Below are 17,980 nucleotides of genomic sequence, written 5' to 3' on the forward strand. Positions count from 1 at the left end.
TACTGCCCGCCGAGCCATGGCCGCGGACGTCCGCGCAGTTCCTCTCCCGTTCGTGCAACGGAGAAATGCAACGTTGTAAACTAGTGTAGCTTGCCCGTATGACGTCATCGAGGACGAAAGAATGCTGAGTTCGAAGGAGTGGCCGATCGCGGCGGCGATGCTTCCGCTCGGGGATGCCCACCCGGTCGACGGACCGGAATCATCCGCCGAGCGCTGGCTGTCGGATCTCACGGAGGTGAGCGACGAGGGGTTCTCGGAGGTCGATCTCACCGACTCCTGGACCCGGTACGGCGACCTCGACGCGGAGCACGTCGCGGTTCTGCGAGAGTGCCTCCGGTCGGCGGGGCTGACCGCCGCCTCCCTCTCGGCCATCCGCCGCAGCGTGATCGACGAGCAGCACGGCCAGGAGCACCTCGCCTACGCGCACCGGACGATCGACTTCGCCGCCGAGCTGGGCATCCCGGTCGTCTCGGTGGGGCTTCATCGCGCCCTCACTCCTGCCCAGCGGGAGCAGCTCTGGTTCTGGACCGCCGAAGGACACCGTGACCCCTTCGGAGACGACGACGCATGGGCGCTCGCCGTCGGACGCCTGCGCGAGCTGGGACGGCATGCCGACGAGGCGGGGCTGCTGCTCTCGCTCGAGATGTATGAGCACACCTTCCTGGGCACCGCGCAGTCCTCCGTGCGCCTCGTGGAGGACATCGGCCTGGAGGCCGTCGGCCTCAACCCCGACATCGGCAACCTCATCCGGCTCCACGAGCCCGTCGAGGACTGGCGGGCGGTCGCGGAGGCGACCATGCCGTACGCCAACTTCTGGCACGTGAAGAATTACTCACGTGACGAGGATGCCTCGGCCGGTCTGTATTCGACCGTCCCGACGTCGCTCGAACTGGGCGTCATCAACTACCGCGAAGCGGTGAAGATCGCCCTGCGCAGCGGCTTCCAGGGCATCATCTGCGTGGAGCACTACGGCGGAGACGGCTTGAGCGTGAGCGCCACCAACCGCGACTACCTGCGTGATCACGTGCTGCCTCGACGGGAGTACACGGCAGGCGTCAGCAGAGTGCGTCAGACCCACGCGTCGGCGGTGTCGCGATGACCCGCATCCTGGGCGACGCCGACGCGTTCGTCGCAGACGCCCTCCGAGGCTTCGCGCGCGCCCACGCGGACGAGGTCTCGCTGGTCGACGGCGGGGTCGTGCGCGCGAACCCGCTCGAGCCCGGAAAGGTCGCGGTCCTCATCGGCGGCGGCTCGGGACACTACCCCGCCTTCGCCGGCTACGTGGGGACGGGCCTGGCCGCGGGCGCCGTGTGCGGCAACATCTTCACCTCGCCCTCGACCGCGCAGGCGCTGCGCGTGGCACACGCCGCCGACGCGGGTGGCGGCGTCCTCTTCACGTACGGGCGTTACGCGGGAGACGTGATCCACTTCGGCGAGGCCGAGCGGCGGCTGCGCGACGAAGGGATCGATGCGCGCACGGTGCTCATCACCGACGATGTCGCGAGCGCCCCGCAGGAGGTGGCCGACGAGCGCCGCGGTATCGCCGGGATCGTGTGCGTCTTCCATATCGCCGGTGCCGCGGCAGAGCGCGGGGATCCGCTCGACGAGGTGGAGCGCCTTGCGACGCACGCCAACAGCCGGACCCGCAGCCACGGCGTCGCCTTCGCCGGCTGCACGCTCCCCGGCGCGGACCACGCCCTGTTCGAGGTTCCCGCGGGGCAGATGTCGATCGGCCTCGGCATCCACGGTGAGCCTGGGGTCCGCGATGTGCCTCTGCAGCCCGCGCCGGAACTGGCCGTCACGCTCGCGGCGCCTCTCCTCGAGGAGCGGCCCCATGACGGCCGGCGCGCCGCGGTGATCGTGAACGGACTCGGGTCGGTGAAGTACGAGGAGCTGTTCGTGCTCTTCGGGTGCGTCGTCGAACATCTCGAGGCGCAGGGCGTCGAGATCGTGGAGCCGCTGTGCGGGGAGTTCGTCACCAGCCTCGACATGGCGGGCGTCTCGCTCACTCTGCTCTGGCTCGATGACGAGCTCGAAGAGCTGTGGCGGGCTCCGGCCTCCTCGCCCGCCTTCCGAAAGGGCGCCCTGTCTGCGGATACGCCCTCCGTGAGAGCGACCGCCGCCGGCAGACCCGCGGCAGTAGAGGTCCCGCCCGGCGTCGGCCATGCCCCGGCACCGGCGACCCCCGCCGCGCGGACGGCGGCGGTGATCGCGCGGCGCCTGCTGATCAGCGCTCGGGAGGCGATCGCGGCGGAAGCGGACCGCCTGGGTGAGCTCGACGCGATCGCCGGCGACGGGGATCACGGCATCGGGATGACGCGAGGCCTCACCGCCGCGGTCGAGGCGGCGGAGTCCGCGGACGAGTCGATCGGCGTGAAAGAGCTGCTCGAGCGCGCCGGCGACGCGTGGTCCGAGACGGCGGGCGGCACGTCGGGGGCCCTCTGGGGCGCTGCGCTCGCGGAGGTCGGGCTCTCGCTCGGGTCGCCCGAAGCCTTCACCGCGGCGGATGTCGCGGCGGCGGTCGCCGCGGCGCACGCCAGAGTGGCGGCGCTCGGCGGGGCGGAGCCGGGCGACAAGACGATGCTCGATGCGATGGCACCCTTCGACGAGACGCTCACGGAACAGGTGCAGGCGGGGACCGGCATCGCGGCGGCGCTCGCCGCCGCAGCGGCGGCGGCCCGCGCGGGCGCTGACGCGACATCGGCCATGACACCCCGACGTGGCCGGGCGCGTCCACTCGCCGAGCGCAGCATCGGGCATCCCGACCCGGGTGCCGAGTCGTTCTCAATCATCGCCGCCGACCTCGCGGGGTGGGTCGCGGACTTCAAGGGATCGGAGTGATCGATGGGCTGGAGAATCGTGATCGGCGCCGACGACGCCGGCTTCGCCTACAAGGAGGTGCTGCGAGAGCTGCTCGCCGCCGACTCGCGGGTGGACAGCGTCGCGGATGTCGGGGTGGCGAGCGCGGAGGCGACGCCCTACCCGCGGGTGGCGGTGAAAGCGGCCTCGATCGTCGCGAGAGGTGACGCCGATCGCGCGCTCCTCATCTGCGGCACGGGGCTCGGAGTCGCGATCACCGCGAACAAAGTGCGCGGGATCCGGGCCGTGACCGCCCATGACAGCTACTCGGTGGAGCGGTCGGTCAAGAGCAACAACGCACAGGTTCTCACCCTGGGGGCGCGGGTGATCGGCCTGGAGCTCGCGAAGAAGCTCGTCGACGAGTGGCTGGAGCACCGCTTCGACCCCGGCTCGGCATCCGCGGCGAAAGTCCGACTGATCGACGAATACGAGGAGGAAGCATGATGATCTCGACGGTGGCCGTCGTCGGCTCCGGCTACATGGGCGGCGGGATCGCCCAGGTGCTGGCGCTCGCGGGCAGGGAGGTCGTTCTGGCCGATGCCAGCGCCGAGCTCGCCCACTCCAATCGAGAGCGCCTCATCCGTGAGGCGGCCGACTACGGCCGGCGTGGGATCTTCCCCCCGGATGCCGCCGACCGGGTCGCGGAGCGCGTCTCGGCGTCGACGTCTATCGAGGACGCGGTGGCCGACGTCGACCTCGTCGAAGAGGCCGTGCCGGAGATCCTCGAACTCAAGCACGAGACGCTGCGGCGCATCAGCGGGAGCTGTCGCCCCGACACGCTCATCGGGAGCAACACTTCCACGATCTCGATCGGCACGCTCGCGGAGGCCGTCGAGCACCCGACGCGATTCCTCGGCGTGCACTTCAGCAACCCGGCCACCTTCATCCCCGGAGTCGAGGTCATCCCGCACGCGGAGACCGACCCGAGCGCCGTGGAGAGAATCGTCGAGCTCCTCGGCGAATGCGGGAAGGTGGGTGTGCCCATCGCCGACGTGACGGGTTTCGTGCTGAACCGCCTGCAATACGCCCTCTTCAGTGAGGCGGCACGCCTCGTCGACGAAGGGGTCGCGACCCCGGAGGCCGTGGATCTGATCGCCCGCACGACCTTCGGGTTCAGGCTGCCCTTCTTCGGGCCGTTCGCGATCGCGGACATCGCGGGGCTGGACGTGTACGAGTTCTGCTATCGATCGCTCCACGAGGCGTATCCGGATCGGTTCACCTCGCCGGGGATCCTCAACGAGCGCGTCGAGCGCGGCGAGAAGGGCGTGAAGTCCGGCCGTGGGTTCCTCGCCACCCCGCCAGAACGCGCCCCCGAGCTGGCCGCCTACCGGGACGAGGCCTACGCCGCGCTGTCGGCTCTCCTCCGCGAGCTGGGACGCGCACCCGTCGACTACTGAGGCGCAAGTTTCGCCCGCAGCGGAGAAATTCCCGCCCCTCTCTTGACACACCGGTGCCGCGATGGGAAAGTGTCTACAACGTTGCTCTACAACGTTGTAGACCACGCGGAGAACGAGTTGCTCCCGAGTGACCCGGAGCACCGCAACGGTCGCGCACCGACGAAGAAGTCCCGCAAAACCGAAAGGAACTCCAGTGAAGACGAAGCCTGTCCTTGCTGCGATCATGACGCTCGCAGTGGCTGGTGCCCTCGCAGCCTGCACCGCCGGTGGTGACGGTGGCGACAACGGAGGTGGTGGAGACGCATCCAACTGCTCCAACGAGATCAAGAACCCCGACGCTCCCGTCGTCACCCTGTGGGCGTGGTACCCCAACTCCGAGGCCGTCGTCGACAACTTCAACGAGGAGAACGACGACGTCCAGGTCTGCTGGACGAACGCGGGCGCCGGTGGCGACGCCTACGACAAGTTCCAGACGGCGATCTCGGGCGGCAGCGGTGCTCCTGACGTCATGATGGTCGAGGCCGACCGCATCGCGGTCTTCCAGGCCCAGGACGCCCTCGTCGACCTGAGCGACCTCGGCTATGAGGATGTCAAGGACAACTTCAGCGAAGGCGCGTGGAAGGACGTCTCGGTCGGCGGCGGCGTCTACGGCGCTCCGATCGACGGCGGCCCGATGGGCATGATCTACCGCACCGACATCTTCGAGCAGTACGGCATCACGCCGCCCACCACGTGGGAGGAGTTCGAGGCGACCGCGCAGCAGGTCAAGGATGCCGGAGGTCCGGTCTTCGCGAGCTTCGCCGCGAACCAGCCCGCGGCGGTGACGGCGTACATGTACCAGACCGGCGCGGAGCCGTTCGAGTACGACCCCGCCAACGAGGGTGAGATCGGAATCAACCTCAACAGCGACGAGATCAAGCGCGTCCTCGACTACTGGGCCGGCCTCGTCGAGAAGGGCCTCGTGGGCACGGAGGACCAGTTCACTCCCGAGTACATCGCCGGCGTCATCGGCGGCGACTACGCCACGTACCTCTCGGCGGCCTGGGCTCCCGGCTACCTCCAGGGCGCGGGCGTCGGCGAGGGTGCGGACGAAGGCGTGTGGGCGACCGCTCCGCTGCCGCAGTGGGATCCGGCCAGCCCCGTCGCGATCAACTGGGGCGGCTCGGCGTTCTCGGTGAGCAGCCAGGCGGACGACCCTGAGCTGGCAGCCAAGGTGGCCTTCGGGGTCTATGCGGACCAGGCGTCGCTCGATCAGGGCTGGCAGGAACAGATCATCTTCCCGCTCAACGTGGACGTGCTGGAGGACCCGGCGTTCCAGGACTACGAGGTGCCCTTCTTCAGCGGCCAGCAGGCCAACAAAGAGGTGTACGTCCCGGCGGCCAATGCCTACAAGGGCATGGTCTACACGCCGCTCCAGCAGTTCTACTACTCGACCCTGACTGAGCAGATCCAGAACATCAACGACGGATCCGCTACGGGTTCTGAAGCTGCGGACGCGCTCCAGGAGGCTGTCGTGGCCTACGCGGAGGAGCAGGGCTTCACCGTCAAGTGACATGGCACGGGGGGCCGGTCCGTGCTCGCGCGGACCGGCCCTCCGGTCATTCCCTTCCGACCCGGAGAAATCATGACCACCTCAACCGCAAGTCCCCCAACGAAGAAGGGGTCGAGCCTCTTCACGAAGAAGGGCGGTCGTCGCTCGACCGCCGCTCGTCAGAACCTCTTCGGATGGCTCTTCGTCGGACCGTTCGGGATCGTCTTCCTGGCTCTGCTCGTGCTGCCGATCGGCTACGCGCTCTACTTGAGCCTCTTCCAGAAGTCGCTCATCGGCGGCACCCGGTTCGTCCTCTTCGGCAACTACGCCAAGGCGTTCACAGACCCGAACTTCCTCGACGGCGTCTGGTTCGTCATCCGGTTCTCGCTGGTGCTCATTCCGCTGCAGATGGCGATCTCGCTGGCGATCGCCCTAATGCTCGACATCATCGTGACCCGGTTCGCCCGGTTCTCGCGGCTCATGATCTTCATGCCGTACGCGATCCCGACGGTGATCGGCGCTCTGATGTGGGGGTTCCTCTACAGCGAGAACTTCGGCCCACTCGCGAACATTTTCGGAATTTTCGGCGCTGAGGCCCCTGATTTCCTGAGCAAGAGCCTGATCTTCTACGGCCTCCTCAACATCGTCACGTGGCAATGGGCCGGCTATTACATGATCATCCTCTACGCAGCGCTGCAGGGGATCGACCCCACCCTGTACGAGGCGGCACGCATCGACGGCGCCTCGCAGTGGCAGATCATCCTGCGCATCAAGATCCCCCTCCTCTCGCCGGCACTCCTGCTCATCCTGGTCTTCGCCCTCATCGGAACCCTGCAGTTCTTCAATGAGCCGAAGATCCTCCAGGACCTCGCGGCCGGATCCATCCCGAACGACTTCACGCCCAACATCTATGCCTTCTATCAGGCGTTCTCTCTGGCGAACTACAACTACGGCGCGACGATCTCGTTCGCCCTCGGTGCCGTCGTCTTCGTCTGCGTCTACATCTTCCTGTTCGCAACCCGCAAGCGAGGGAGCTTCTTCGAATGAGTGCCACGCCTATCGAGATCACCGAGACCCGCGGCAAGCCACGCAAGCTCGTCGAGCGCCGGTCGGCCCCGCGCACCCGCGGGCGTGCGTCGCTGAACCTCGTGCTGGCGCTGCTCGTGGTCTACTTCCTGGTGCCGTTCTGGTGGCTGATCGTCAACAGCTCCAAGACCGCGGCCGGCCTGTTCGGGGGCGACAATGCCCTGTGGTTCACGGACGACATCAACTACCTCGGAAACCTGGTCGACCTGTTCACGTACGGCGGAGGGATCTACGGGCGATGGCTGGCGAACACCGCTCTCTATGCCATCGTGGGCGGGCTCGGCGCCACGGTGCTCGCCGTCCTCGCGGGGTACGGGTTCGCGAAGTATCGGTTCGCGGGGCGCCGGGCCGCCTTCGCGATCCTGCTCGGCGCCGTCATGGTGCCGACGACCGCGCTCGTGATCCCGACCTTCGTCCTGTTCGCGCAGGTGGGCTGGACGAACACGATCTGGGCCGTGATCTTCCCCTCGCTGCTCAACCCCTTCGGTGTCTACCTCATGAACGTGTACGCGCGCGATGCCGTGCCCGACGAGCTCCTCGACGCCGCCCGCGTGGATGGCGCGGGGGAGTTCCGCACGTTCTTCCGGGTCGCACTGCCGATGCTGCGGCCCGCGATCGTGACCGTGCTGCTGCTGTCGGTCGTGGCCGTGTGGAACAACTACTTCCTCCCGCTCGTGATGCTGTCGGACAACCGGCTGTTCCCCGTCACCGTCGGCATCGGCGTCTGGCAGTCGACCGCGTCCACGTACGGCGCGGCGGGCGGGCAGACGCTGTGGAGCATCATCATCCTCGGCTCGCTCGTGTCGGTCATCCCGCTGATCATCGCGTTCCTGGCCCTGCAGAAGTACTGGCGAGGCGGGCTCGCGATCGGAAGCCTCAAGTGATCTGACGAGCCCGCATCGCCGCACCCGGTTCGCCCCTGCCCTGAAAGAGAAGAATGATCCGCGCACACCTCACCGTCGACCCCCACTTCGTGGTCGGACCGATCAACCGACGTCTCTTCGGCTCGTTCGTCGAGCACTTGGGGCGATGCGTGTACGACGGGATCTACGAGCCCTCGCACCCGACGGCCGACGAGGATGGGTTCCGCTATGACGTGATCGAGCTGGTGCGTGAGCTCGGCGTCTCGACGGTCCGCTATCCCGGTGGCAACTTCGTGTCGGGTTACCGGTGGGAGGACGGCATCGGCCCGCGCGACGAGCGTCCGCGGCGACTGGACCTCGCCTGGCACTCCACCGAGACCAACGAGATCGGGCTGGACGAGTTCGCGACCTGGCTGGAGAAGGTCGACGGCGAGCTCATGTACGCCATCAACCTCGGCACGCGGGGAGTCCTCGAGGCGCTCGACGTCCTCGAGTACGCGAACCTGCGGTCGGGGACGTTCTGGGCCGACAAGCGCGTCGCGAACGGACGCCGGGAATCGCATGGCATCCGCATGTGGTGTCTGGGCAACGAGATGGACGGCCCGTGGCAGCTCGGTCACAGCACCGCGGCCGAGTATGCGCAGCTCGCCGCGACGACCGCGGCGGCGATGCGGCAGGTCGATCCCGACCTCGAACTCGTCGTGTGCGGCAGCTCGGGCGCGCAGATGCCGACGTTCGGCGAGTGGGAGCGCGTCGTGCTGGAGAAGACGTATGACGACGTCGACTTCATCTCCTGCCATGCCTACTACGAGCCGGTCGGCGGCGACTACGCCAGCTTCCTCGCGTCGGGCGTCAACATGGACCGCTTCATCGACGCGGTCGTAGCGACGGCCGACTCCGTGAAGGCGGTCGTCCGCAGCGACAAGAACATCAACATCTCGTTCGACGAGTGGAACGTGTGGTACCAGTCCCGCTACAACGACGTCGACCGCATTACGGACGTTCAGACGTGGCCCGTCGCGCCACGCCTGCTCGAGGACTCGTACTCGGTGCTGGACGCGGTCGTGTTCGGCAGCCTCATGATCTCGCTCATTCGTCACGCGGACCGCGTGACCTCGGCGAGCCTCGCGCAGCTGGTGAACGTCATCGCGCCCATCATGACGGAGCCGGGCGGGGCGGCATGGCGGCAGACCACGTTCTACCCGTTCTCGCTCACGTCGAAGCTCGCCCGCGGCACCGCGCTCGAACTGCGACTGGACAGCCCCACGTATCAGACCGAGCAGTACGGCGAGGTGAGCGTCGTCGACGCCGTCGCGACGCACGACGCAGGCGGTGGGACGACGATCTTCGCCGTCAACCGCAGCCTGACCGACGAGGTGACCCTCGAGATCGACACCCGCGCACTCGGCGGCGTCAGCGGCGCCGAAGCGATCTCGCTCTTCGAGGACGACATCCACGCCGCGAACACGCTGGCGCACCAGGACCGTGTGACACCGAAGGCGAACACCTCCGTCGTGATCGGGGAGGCGACCGTGACGATCGCCCTGCCACCGGTGTCGTGGACCGTTCTCACCCTGGCCTGAGCCGCCGCACACACGATGCGCCCCGGCGCACTCTCGAGAGGACCGCATGACACACCAGGGCCCCCTTCGCGTCGACGGGACGCGCATCGTCGCAGGAGGCACCCCCGTCACTCTCCGAGGTTTCGGCCTCGGAGGGTGGATGAACATGGAGAACTTCATCACCGGCTACGCCGGGTCGGAGGCGCAGCAGCGGCGGGCGCTGCGGCGCGTGCTGGGCCACGAGGGATACGAGCGCTTCTTCGCGAGGTTCCTGGCCGAGTTCTTCACCGACGACGATGCCGCGTTCCTGCAGTCGCTCGGCCTGAACTCCCTGCGGATCCCCTTCAACTACCGGCACTTCGAGGACGACGACGAGCCCTTCGTCATCAAGCAGGAAGGTTTCGCCCTCCTCGACCGCGTCGTGGACGCGTGCGCACGCCACGGGATCTACACCATCCTCGACCTGCACGCTCTGCCCGGTGCGCAGAACCAGCACTGGCACAGCGACAACCCCACCCAGTGGGCGTCCTTCTGGTCGCAGCGTCAGTTCCAGGACCGCGTGGTGAACCTCTGGGAGGCGATCGCCGAGCACTACCGCGGCAATCCGTGGGTCGCCGGCTACAACCCGGTGAACGAGCCCGCGGATGCACACGGATCGGCGATCGGCCCCTTCTATCGACGCCTGGAGTCGGCCATCCGTGCCGTCGACCCTGACCACATCCTGTTCCTCGACGGCAACCGGTATTCGACGCAGTTCGACCAGCTCGGGGACCCCCTTCCCAACTGCGTCTACACCGCGCACGACTACGCACTGCCGGGGTTCGTCGACGGCGGTTCCTACCCGGGCGTGTCACGAGGCCAGTACATCGATCGGGACCGTGTCGAGCAGACGTTCCTGGAGCGGACGGCCTACATGCGCGAGACGGGAACGCCGATCTGGGTGGGGGAGTTCGGTCCCGTCTACACCGGGGACCCGGCGAAGGACGAGGAGCGCTACCGGCTGCTGCAGGATCAGCTCGAGATCTTCGCTCGCCACGACGCGAGCTGGGCGCTGTGGACGTACAAGGACATCGGCCTGCAGGGTGTCGTCACCGTCGACCCGGAGTCGGCGTATCTTCGCCGCCTGGCGCCCTTCCTCGAGAAGAAGGCTCGCCTCGGGGTCGACTCCTGGGGATCCACGGACGCCGGCGTGCGCGACATCCTGGATCCGATCGAGCGTCTGTTCGCGGACGAGTTCCCCGACTTCCAGCCGTACCCCTGGGGCGCGCGCCGCTGGATCCACGGCCATGTGCGCCACGTCATGCTCGCCGAGGCGATGGTCGACGACTTCGCGCGCGCGTTCACCGGCGTCGGGGCCGACGAGGCCGAACTGCTCGCCAACGCGTTCTCCTTCCGGAACTGCCGGGTCCGGGAGGGGCTCGCGACGATCCTGCGACGCGCAACGCACTGAACCACGGGCAGCGGGATGGCGCAGACCAAGCGGGTGACCCTCAACCAGATCGCCGCCCAGACCGGCGTCTCGGTGACGACGATCTCGAAGGTGCTCAACGGGGCGGCGGACGTGTCGTCGGCGACGCGCGAGCTCGTCGAGGATCACCTCCGTACGAGCGGCTATCGGCGCAGGCGCAGCGCGCAACGCCGGGAGTACATCGAGGTCGTTCTCCACGCGCTCGGCGGGGAGTGGGCGCTCGCGGTCATCGAGGGAGTGCGCGAGAGTGCTGCGCGCGTGGGCATGGCGGTCTCGCTCTCGGTGAGTGGCGACCGGCATTCCCCCGGTCCCGAATGGCTGGATGCCGTCATCCGGCGCCGACCGACGGGGATCATCCTGCTGTTCGCCGACGTCCCCGCAGAGGGGCGTGAAGCACTGAAGGCGCGAGGCATCCCGTTCGTCATCATCGACCCGGCCGGCGACCCTGCCCCGGGGATCCCCGCCGTCGGCTCCGCGAACTGGTCGGGGGGCGTCGCAGCCACCAGGCACCTGCTGGAGCTGGGACATCGGCGCATCGCCGCGATCACGGGTCCGGAGCAGGTGATGTGCTCGCTCGCCCGGCTGGACGGCTACCGTGCGGCCATGATGTCGGCCGGGGCGGCCGTCGAGCCGGAGTGGATCCGCTTCGGCGACTTCCAGCGCGACGGTGGCGAGCGGCACGCTGCGGCGCTGCTGCGCCTGGCGGACCCTCCGACGGCGATCTTCGCCGGGAACGACCTCCAGGCCCTCGGCGTGCTGCATGCGGCCGCCGCAGCGGGGGTGGCGGTGCCTCGCGACCTGTCGGTCGTCGGATTCGACGATCTGCCGATCGCGGAACTCGCCAGTCCCCGACTGACGACGATTCGCCAGCCCCTGCGTGAGATGGCCGAGCAGGCGACCCGCCTGGTGCTCGAGTCGGTGGAGAGCCCGCAGCCGACGGTGACGCGCGTGGAACTCGCGACGTCGCTCGTCGTCCGGGACTCGACAGCCGCTCCCGCGCAATCCGCCTGAGGGGCGGCAGCCGAGATCCGAGGCGACGGGCGCCGGCCGGGAGAGCCCGGCCGACGACCGTCGCCTGCTTGGAGGACGCTACTGCCAGTACCCCAGGTTGGAGGTGATCTTCTCGGCGACCGTCGTCAGAGCGGTCGCCTGCTCCGGCGTCAGCTTTCCGGCGCCCTGGAACTCGGCGACCTGCGTCGAGAACCCGTCGAGCACCTCGAGGGCGCCGGAGGTGTCGCCCGCGGTCGATTGATTTACGACGTTGTACACAAAGACGACCGGATGCCGCGGGCGCCGGCATCCGTCCACATCCGGTCCGTCAGTCGAGCCGGGCGGCCGGAGTTCCGACACGGATGGAGGATGGAGCGTGTAAAAAATTCTTGACACCGACGGCAGGGACGCCTATCTTCAGTGTCAAGAATCTTTTACATAATCCCCCGGGGAGGGGCCATGGTCTACGAAGAGCGCAACATCTGGGCGAGCCTCATCGTCAGCGTGATCGGCATGATCGTCTACGTCGTGATCGTGCTGCAGCAGGCCGCTGGCGGGCCACTCACCGACGTGGACTGGGTCCCGATCATGCTGTGGGTCATCGGCGCCGGCATCGTCGGGGCGATCCTGGTGAGCATCGTGTGGGGCATCCTCGCGGGCATGCGCGACCCCGACGGCGTGGGCAGGTCCGATCAGCGCGACCGCGACATCGCGCACATGTCGACGCGTGTCGGCCAGGCGTTCCTCGTGATCGCGGGGCTGGGCGTCATCCTCCTGTGCGCGTTCGAGGCCGACTGGTTCTGGATCGCCAACATCATGTTCTTCGGCTTCGCGCTGTCGTCGATCGTCGGCGGCGTCGCGAGCGTCATCGCGTACCGCCGTGGGCTCGTCTGATGGTCAAGCCCACCAAGGTCCAGAACTCCATCCGCGCCGTGCGCGAGGCGGCGGGGATCACGCAGGCCGAGCTCGCGCGCCGGGTCGGCGTCACCCGGCAGACCCTCATCGCCATCGAGCAGGGCCGCTACTCGCCGACCCTCGAACTCGCCTTCCAGCTTGCCCGCGCCTTCGGCGTCGGGCTCGACGACCTCTTCGACTACCCGGAGGAATGACATGTCCGACACGCTTCACGAGCCCGCCGCCGTGCGCACCGATTCGATGCCCGCGTGGACTCAGCATCGCTACGGTGAGGCCGACGCGGTCGCGCTCGAGAGCATCGACGTGCCGGCGCCGCGCCGCGGTCAGGTGCTCCTGCGTCTGCGAGCGACCGCGCTCAACAACGGCGACATCCGCGTCATGCGCGGTGAGCCCCTCCTCGTGCGGTTCGCGTTCGGCCTCCGCCGCCCGCGCCAGTCGGTGCGCGGGATGGATGCGGCCGCCACCGTCGCGGGCCTCGGCGAAGGCGTGACGGAGTTCGCCGTCGGCGATGAGGTGGTGTGCGAACTGCCCGCCGGCGGAGGCCTCGCCCGCTACGCCGTCTCGCCGGTCGGACGCGTCGTGCGCCGCCCGCCCGAGCTCGATCCGGCGGTCGCCGCGACCCTGCCGATCGCCGGTGGGACGGCGTGGCAGGCGCTGGAGCTGGGAGGACTGACGGATGCCGCGACCCCGGGTTCGTCGCCGCGGCGGGTGCTCGTGATCGGGGCGTCCGGCGGGGTGGGCACGTTCGCGGTGCAGCTCGCGGCGGGACGGGGCGCCGACGTGTGGGCGCTGTGCGGGGAGCGGAACCGCCCGCTCGTCGAGGGACTCGGCGCCACGCGCACGTTCGACTATCACGCGGTGCAGCCGGGGTCGCCCGAGCTCGGCGAGGGTCGGTTCGACATCATCCTCGACATCGCCGGCACGGCTCCGCTGCGGGAGCTGCAGCGGCTCGTGCGCGACGGCGGCCGGGTCGTGCTGGTCTCCGGCGAGGGCGGTCGCGTGCTCGGACCTATCGGGCGCATCGCCGGCGCCGCGCTCCGCTCGATCGGGTCGAAGCGCGTGCTGCGTCCCCTTGCCGCCCTCGCCAAGCCCGACGCCCTTGCCGAATTGCTCGCGCTCGCCGCGGCGGGCGGAGTGAGTCCGGTCATCGAGCGGCGGTACGCGTTCGCCGAGGCGGGCGCCGCGCTCGCACGCGTCGCCGGCGGCCGCGTGGCGGGCAAGATCGTGGTTCTCGCGGAGTGAGCGGGCGGCAGCATCCGAGTCGCTCATATCCCAGTCGCGGACGGCGTCCGTGAGACAATGGACGTGGCGTGCCCGGTTGATGGCTTCCCCAGCTCCGCCGGGCCTCTGGACAGCGTCCGCCGCGCCTCTACAGGAGCAAGATGTCCACGCAGAACACCGCGCCCGCCACCGCCCCGGTCACCGGGTCCGCCTCCGGCCGGATCCAGCAGGTCCGCCGCTACCTCATGTGCCGCCCCGAGCACTTCACGGTGAGCTACACCATCAACCCCTGGATGGAGCCCGCCAATCCCACCGACACTGCACTCGCGGTCCGTCAGTGGCAGACGCTCTACGACACGTACGTCGCACTGGGACACGAGGTGCACCTCATCGACCCGATCGACGGTCTTCCCGACATGGTCTACACGGCCAACGGGGGCTTCGTCATCGACAACGTCGCGTACGGCGCCAAGTTCCGGTTCCAGGAGCGCGTGCCCGAGGGTCCCGCCTTCATGGACTGGTTCCGTGCGAACGGCTTCGAGGTCGCCGAGCCGGTCGAGGTCAACGAGGGCGAGGGCGACTTCCTCCTCGTCGGCGACACGATCCTCGCGGGCACGGGTTTCCGCTCGACCGGCGACAGCCACCGCGAGCTCCGCGACGTGTTCGGCAAGGAGGTCGTGAGCCTCACCCTCGTCGACCCGCGGTTCTACCATCTCGACACCGCGATCTCGGTGCTCGACCCGGTCGAGGGCCCCGGTGGCGTCGAGAAGGCCAACATCGCCTACCTCGAGCACGCGTTCGACGAGCGCAGCCAGGCGATCCTCGCCGAACGCTATCCCGATGCGATCCGCGTGGCCGACGCCGACGGCGCCGTGTTCGGTCTCAACTCGGCCAGCGACGGGCTCAACGTGATCATCTCGCCGCGTGCGACGGGCTTCGAGGCGCAGCTGCGCGAGCGCGGCTACAACCCGGTGCTCGTCGATCTGTCCGAGCTGCTGCTCGGCGGCGGCGGCATCAAGTGCTGCACGCTCGAGCTGCGACGCTGACCCGCGCGAAAGAGGAGCTTCCCATGACCGCCGCCTCCGCCTCCCTCGACGCGGCGATGAGCCAGATCATCGCCGCTGAAGAGGAGCACGTCGCCCACAACTACCACCCGCTCCCGGTCGTCATCTCGCGCGGCGAGGGAGCATGGGTGACGGATGTCGAGGGCAAGCGCTACCTCGACCTGCTCTCGGCCTACTCGGCCCTCAACTTCGGCCATGGGCATCCCGCGATCCTCGCTGCCGCGCAGGAGCAGCTGAACCTCCTGACGCTCACCAGCCGCGCGTATCACAACGACCGCCTCGGGCCCTTCGCCGCCGCCCTCGCCGAGCTGTGCGGAAAGGACCTCGTGCTGCCGATGAACACCGGCGCCGAGGCCGTCGAGACCGGCATCAAGGTCGCGCGCGCATGGGGCTACCGCGTCAAGGGCGTGACCCCGGACGCCGCGAAGATCATCGTGGCGCACGGCAATTTCCACGGCCGCACCACCACCATCGTCGGGTTCAGCGACGACCGTCAGGCGCGGGACGGCTTCGGCCCGTTCACGCCCGGCTTCATCTCGGTGCCGTTCGGCGACGCCGCGGTCATCGACGCCGCCATCACCGCCGACACCGTCGCCGTGCTCATCGAGCCGATCCAGGGCGAGGCGGGCGTCGTCCTCCCACCCGAGGGCTACCTGAAGAAGGTGCGCGAGATCTGCACTCGCCGCGGCGTGCTGTTGATCGCCGACGAGATCCAGTCCGGCCTCGGCCGCGTGGGCGAGACGTTCGCGTGCGACCGCGAGGGCGTCGTGCCCGACGTCTATCTGCTCGGCAAGGCGCTGGGCGGCGGCATCCTTCCGCTGTCGGCGGTGGTCGCCGACCGCGACGTGCTCGGCGTGATCCGTCCGGGCGAGCACGGTTCGACCTTCGGCGGGAACCCGCTCGCGGCGGCCGTCGGCCTTCGCGTGGTCGAGATGCTGCAGACCGGCGAGTTCCAGGGGCGCGCGAAGCTCCTCGGCGAGCACCTCGAGGCGAAGCTGCACGAGCTCGTGGGACACGGCGTCACGGCGGCGCGCGTCGCGGGCCTCTGGGCCGGCGTCGACATCGACCCCGAGATCGGCACCGGCCGCGAGATCGCCGAACGCCTCATCGCGCGCGGCGTGCTCGTGAAGGACACGCACGGGCAGACCATCCGCATCGCGCCGCCGCTCGTCGTGCGGGCGACAGAGCTGGACTGGGCGGTCGAGCAGCTCCGCTTCGTGCTCGCGGGCTGACCTGCCCTGCGGGGTCAGCATGTCCCGCTTTCATTCGCTCAGCGCCCGCCTTGCGGTCGGAATCGGGACATGAGCGCAGGAGATCGGGACATCGAAGCCCCTAGGCGCGGTCCGGCACCGGGCCCGTGCGCCGACGCAGCTCAGGCGACGTCGACGTTGAGCTGCTGCCAGCCGGTCGCGCCGTCGGGCGCGGGCCACGCGTCGGTCTCGATCTGCAGCTCGCCGTCGGCGTTGGTGGCGCGGCAGCGGATCTCGTGCGATCCGCGTACGGCCGTCCAAGGGATCGACCACTGCACCCACGTGTCGTCCGAGATCGCCGAGGCGAGCGTCGCCTCCCGCCAGGGCCCGCCGTCGACCTGCACCTCGACCTTCGCGATGCCCACGTGCTGCTGCCACGCGACACCCGCGATGGTCGTGTCACCCGCGCCCAGCCCTTGGCCGCGGCGCGGCAGGTCGATGCGCGACTGCAGCTTGATCGGCCCCTTCGCGGACCAGCCGCGCGTCGTCCAGTAGGCGTTCGCCCGGTCGAACCGCGTCACCTCGAGTTCGGTGACCCACTTGGTCGCCGACACATAGCCGTACAGCCCCGGCACGACCATGCGCACCGGGAAGCCGTGCTCGGGCGGCAGCGGCTCGCCGTTCATGCCGACGGCGAGGATCGCGTTGCGCCCTTCCTCCTGCAGCACTTCGAGCGGCGTGCTCGCGCTGAAGCCGTCGATCGATCGGGACAGCACCATGTCGGCCTCCGCTGTCGGCCGCGCCCGTTCGAGGAGCAGCCGGATCGGGTAGCCGAGCCACTTCGCATTGCCTATGAGGTCGCCGCCGACAGGATTGGAGACGCAGGCGAGGGTCGTCCAGCTCTCCTCGAGCGGGAGGGCGAGCAGTTCATCCCACCCGATCTCGACCTCGTCCTCGACGAGGCCGTGGATGCGCAGGCTCCAGTCGGCCGGGTCGATCTGCGGCACGACGAGGGCCGTGTCGATGCGGTAGAAGCTCGCGTTAGGGGTGACGACGGGCGTCATCCCCGTCAGCTCCAGCTGTGCCCCGGCAGGGACCGGCGGCGCGGCGGATGCCGGAGCGGGAAGGCGCAGCGCCTCACGCACGGCGGTCACGGTGCGTGCACCCGCCTGCAGCGCTGTCCCCGCGATCGCCGCGATCACTCCCGCGGCGGTCGCCACGCCCGCCCAGACGAGGAAACGGCGGCGCGACGGATCTTCGTCGCCGGGGAGACCGTCGCTTCCCTCTGCCGCGGGCGTCGGGGGCGAGGCATCCGTGGTCCTTCTCGCGAGCCGGGTCAGCAGCCGGACAGCACCCGCCGCGACGACGCCCGCAGCGAGCGAGGGCAGCCACGCCAGCCCTGTCGACCCGGCGCGGGTCATCGCGAGCACGGCCACGACCGCACCCAGTGCGGCGAACACGGCCGCGCCGAACCAGGGGCGGCGCAGCTCCAGGACGCCGGCGCCGGCCGCCGCGGCCAGGAGGACGACGGCGATCCCGACGAGCAGGGCGAGCTTGTCGGCCGTGCCGAACAGCGTGATCGCAGCATCCTTCGCCCATGACGGTGCGAGGTCGATGAGCACTCCGCCGACGACGGAGAGGGGGCTCGACGACGGCGCGACCACCGCGGCGACCAGCTCGCCGATGCCGGCGCCGAGCACGACGGATGCCACGCCCGCGGCCGCGCCGGAGAGGGCCGAGGCCTTCGCGGCGACAGGCGTCGCGGCACTCGCCTCACGCGTCATAGCGCGAGCATACGTCCGATCCGCCGCGGCGTGGCCGGGAGGACGACTCG

17 protein-coding genes are annotated in these 17,980 nt (G+C 69.2%); 15 read left to right on the forward strand and 2 right to left on the reverse strand.

All coding sequences use genetic code 11. From position 1 onward, the window contains the following. Positions 1–121 precede the first annotated feature (121 nt). The 10 genes from MRBLWH7_RS16065 (at position 122) to MRBLWH7_RS16110 (ending at position 11,777) form a co-directional block, all read left to right on the forward strand. Positions 122–1,099, forward strand: coding sequence for a sugar phosphate isomerase/epimerase family protein (locus MRBLWH7_RS16065; protein WP_341996252.1), 978 nt, complete (start codon positions 122–124; stop codon positions 1,097–1,099). Next, the gene (locus MRBLWH7_RS16070; protein ID WP_341996254.1) at positions 1,096–2,841 is read left to right on the forward strand and encodes a dihydroxyacetone kinase family protein; all 1,746 of its coding nucleotides are present in this window, start codon (positions 1,096–1,098) and stop codon (positions 2,839–2,841) included. Before MRBLWH7_RS16065 ends, MRBLWH7_RS16070 begins: the two co-directional genes overlap by 4 nt. Positions 2,842–2,844: 3 nt before the next feature. After that, complete coding sequence (locus tag MRBLWH7_RS16075) at positions 2,845–3,303, forward strand: ribose-5-phosphate isomerase (RefSeq protein WP_341996255.1); 459 nt, start codon at positions 2,845–2,847, stop codon at positions 3,301–3,303. Further along, positions 3,300–4,256: a 3-hydroxyacyl-CoA dehydrogenase family protein gene (locus tag MRBLWH7_RS16080; RefSeq protein WP_341996257.1), complete on the forward strand. Its 957-nt coding sequence runs from the start codon at positions 3,300–3,302 to the stop codon at positions 4,254–4,256. Before MRBLWH7_RS16075 ends, MRBLWH7_RS16080 begins: the two co-directional genes overlap by 4 nt. Before the next feature lie 193 nt (positions 4,257–4,449). Further along, positions 4,450–5,808, forward strand: a complete 1,359-nt coding sequence (locus MRBLWH7_RS16085) for an extracellular solute-binding protein (RefSeq protein WP_341996259.1) — start codon at positions 4,450–4,452, stop codon at positions 5,806–5,808. A gap of 72 nt (positions 5,809–5,880) precedes the next feature. After that, positions 5,881–6,834: a sugar ABC transporter permease gene (locus MRBLWH7_RS16090; protein ID WP_341996262.1), complete on the forward strand. Its 954-nt coding sequence runs from the start codon at positions 5,881–5,883 to the stop codon at positions 6,832–6,834. Continuing rightward, positions 6,831–7,757 (forward strand): carbohydrate ABC transporter permease, encoded by a 927-nt coding sequence (locus tag MRBLWH7_RS16095; RefSeq protein WP_341996264.1) that lies wholly within the window; start codon positions 6,831–6,833, stop codon positions 7,755–7,757. Before MRBLWH7_RS16090 ends, MRBLWH7_RS16095 begins: the two co-directional genes overlap by 4 nt. Positions 7,758–7,810: 53 nt before the next feature. Further along, positions 7,811–9,319 carry an alpha-N-arabinofuranosidase gene (locus MRBLWH7_RS16100; protein WP_341996265.1) on the forward strand — a complete coding sequence of 503 codons (1,509 nt, stop codon included), beginning with the start codon at positions 7,811–7,813 and terminating at the stop codon, positions 9,317–9,319. A gap of 46 nt (positions 9,320–9,365) precedes the next feature. Continuing rightward, the gene (locus MRBLWH7_RS16105; RefSeq protein WP_341996267.1) at positions 9,366–10,748 is read left to right on the forward strand and encodes a cellulase family glycosylhydrolase; all 1,383 of its coding nucleotides are present in this window, start codon (positions 9,366–9,368) and stop codon (positions 10,746–10,748) included. A gap of 15 nt (positions 10,749–10,763) precedes the next feature. Then, on the forward strand, positions 10,764–11,777 hold the full coding sequence (locus tag MRBLWH7_RS16110; protein WP_341996269.1) for a substrate-binding domain-containing protein: 1,014 nt from the start codon (positions 10,764–10,766) through the stop codon (positions 11,775–11,777). A gap of 78 nt (positions 11,778–11,855) precedes the next feature. Here MRBLWH7_RS16110 and MRBLWH7_RS16115 read toward each other — a convergent pair whose 3' ends face one another. After that, positions 11,856–12,116, reverse strand: coding sequence for a hypothetical protein (locus MRBLWH7_RS16115; protein WP_341996270.1), 261 nt, complete (start codon positions 12,114–12,116; stop codon positions 11,856–11,858). A gap of 99 nt (positions 12,117–12,215) precedes the next feature. Here MRBLWH7_RS16115 and MRBLWH7_RS16120 point away from each other — a divergent pair, with 99 nt between their 5' ends. From MRBLWH7_RS16120 to rocD, 5 genes are all read left to right on the forward strand, one after another. Beyond that, positions 12,216–12,650 (forward strand): hypothetical protein, encoded by a 435-nt coding sequence (locus MRBLWH7_RS16120; protein ID WP_341996272.1) that lies wholly within the window; start codon positions 12,216–12,218, stop codon positions 12,648–12,650. Then, positions 12,650–12,865, forward strand: a complete 216-nt coding sequence (locus tag MRBLWH7_RS16125) for a helix-turn-helix transcriptional regulator (RefSeq protein WP_341996274.1) — start codon at positions 12,650–12,652, stop codon at positions 12,863–12,865. Before MRBLWH7_RS16120 ends, MRBLWH7_RS16125 begins: the two co-directional genes overlap by 1 nt. A gap of 1 nt (position 12,866) precedes the next feature. Then, the gene (locus tag MRBLWH7_RS16130) at positions 12,867–13,913 is read left to right on the forward strand and encodes an NAD(P)-dependent alcohol dehydrogenase (RefSeq protein ID WP_341996275.1); all 1,047 of its coding nucleotides are present in this window, start codon (positions 12,867–12,869) and stop codon (positions 13,911–13,913) included. Positions 13,914–14,053: 140 nt separating this feature from the next. Beyond that, positions 14,054–14,938 carry a dimethylargininase gene (gene ddaH, locus MRBLWH7_RS16135; RefSeq protein WP_341996277.1) on the forward strand — a complete coding sequence of 295 codons (885 nt, stop codon included), beginning with the start codon at positions 14,054–14,056 and terminating at the stop codon, positions 14,936–14,938. Positions 14,939–14,961: 23 nt separating this feature from the next. Then, entirely contained in the window at positions 14,962–16,188 is a 1,227-nt protein-coding gene (rocD, locus tag MRBLWH7_RS16140) for an ornithine--oxo-acid transaminase (RefSeq protein WP_341996280.1), read from the forward strand. 140 nt (positions 16,189–16,328) lie between these two features. Here rocD and MRBLWH7_RS16145 read toward each other — a convergent pair whose 3' ends face one another. Continuing rightward, entirely contained in the window at positions 16,329–17,930 is a 1,602-nt protein-coding gene (locus MRBLWH7_RS16145) for a molybdopterin-dependent oxidoreductase (RefSeq protein WP_341996283.1), read from the reverse strand. Positions 17,931–17,980: the final 50 nt, after the last annotated feature.

This window comes from Microbacterium sp. LWH7-1.2 (genome assembly GCF_038397755.1).
Lineage (GTDB): Bacteria > Actinomycetota > Actinomycetes > Actinomycetales > Microbacteriaceae > Microbacterium.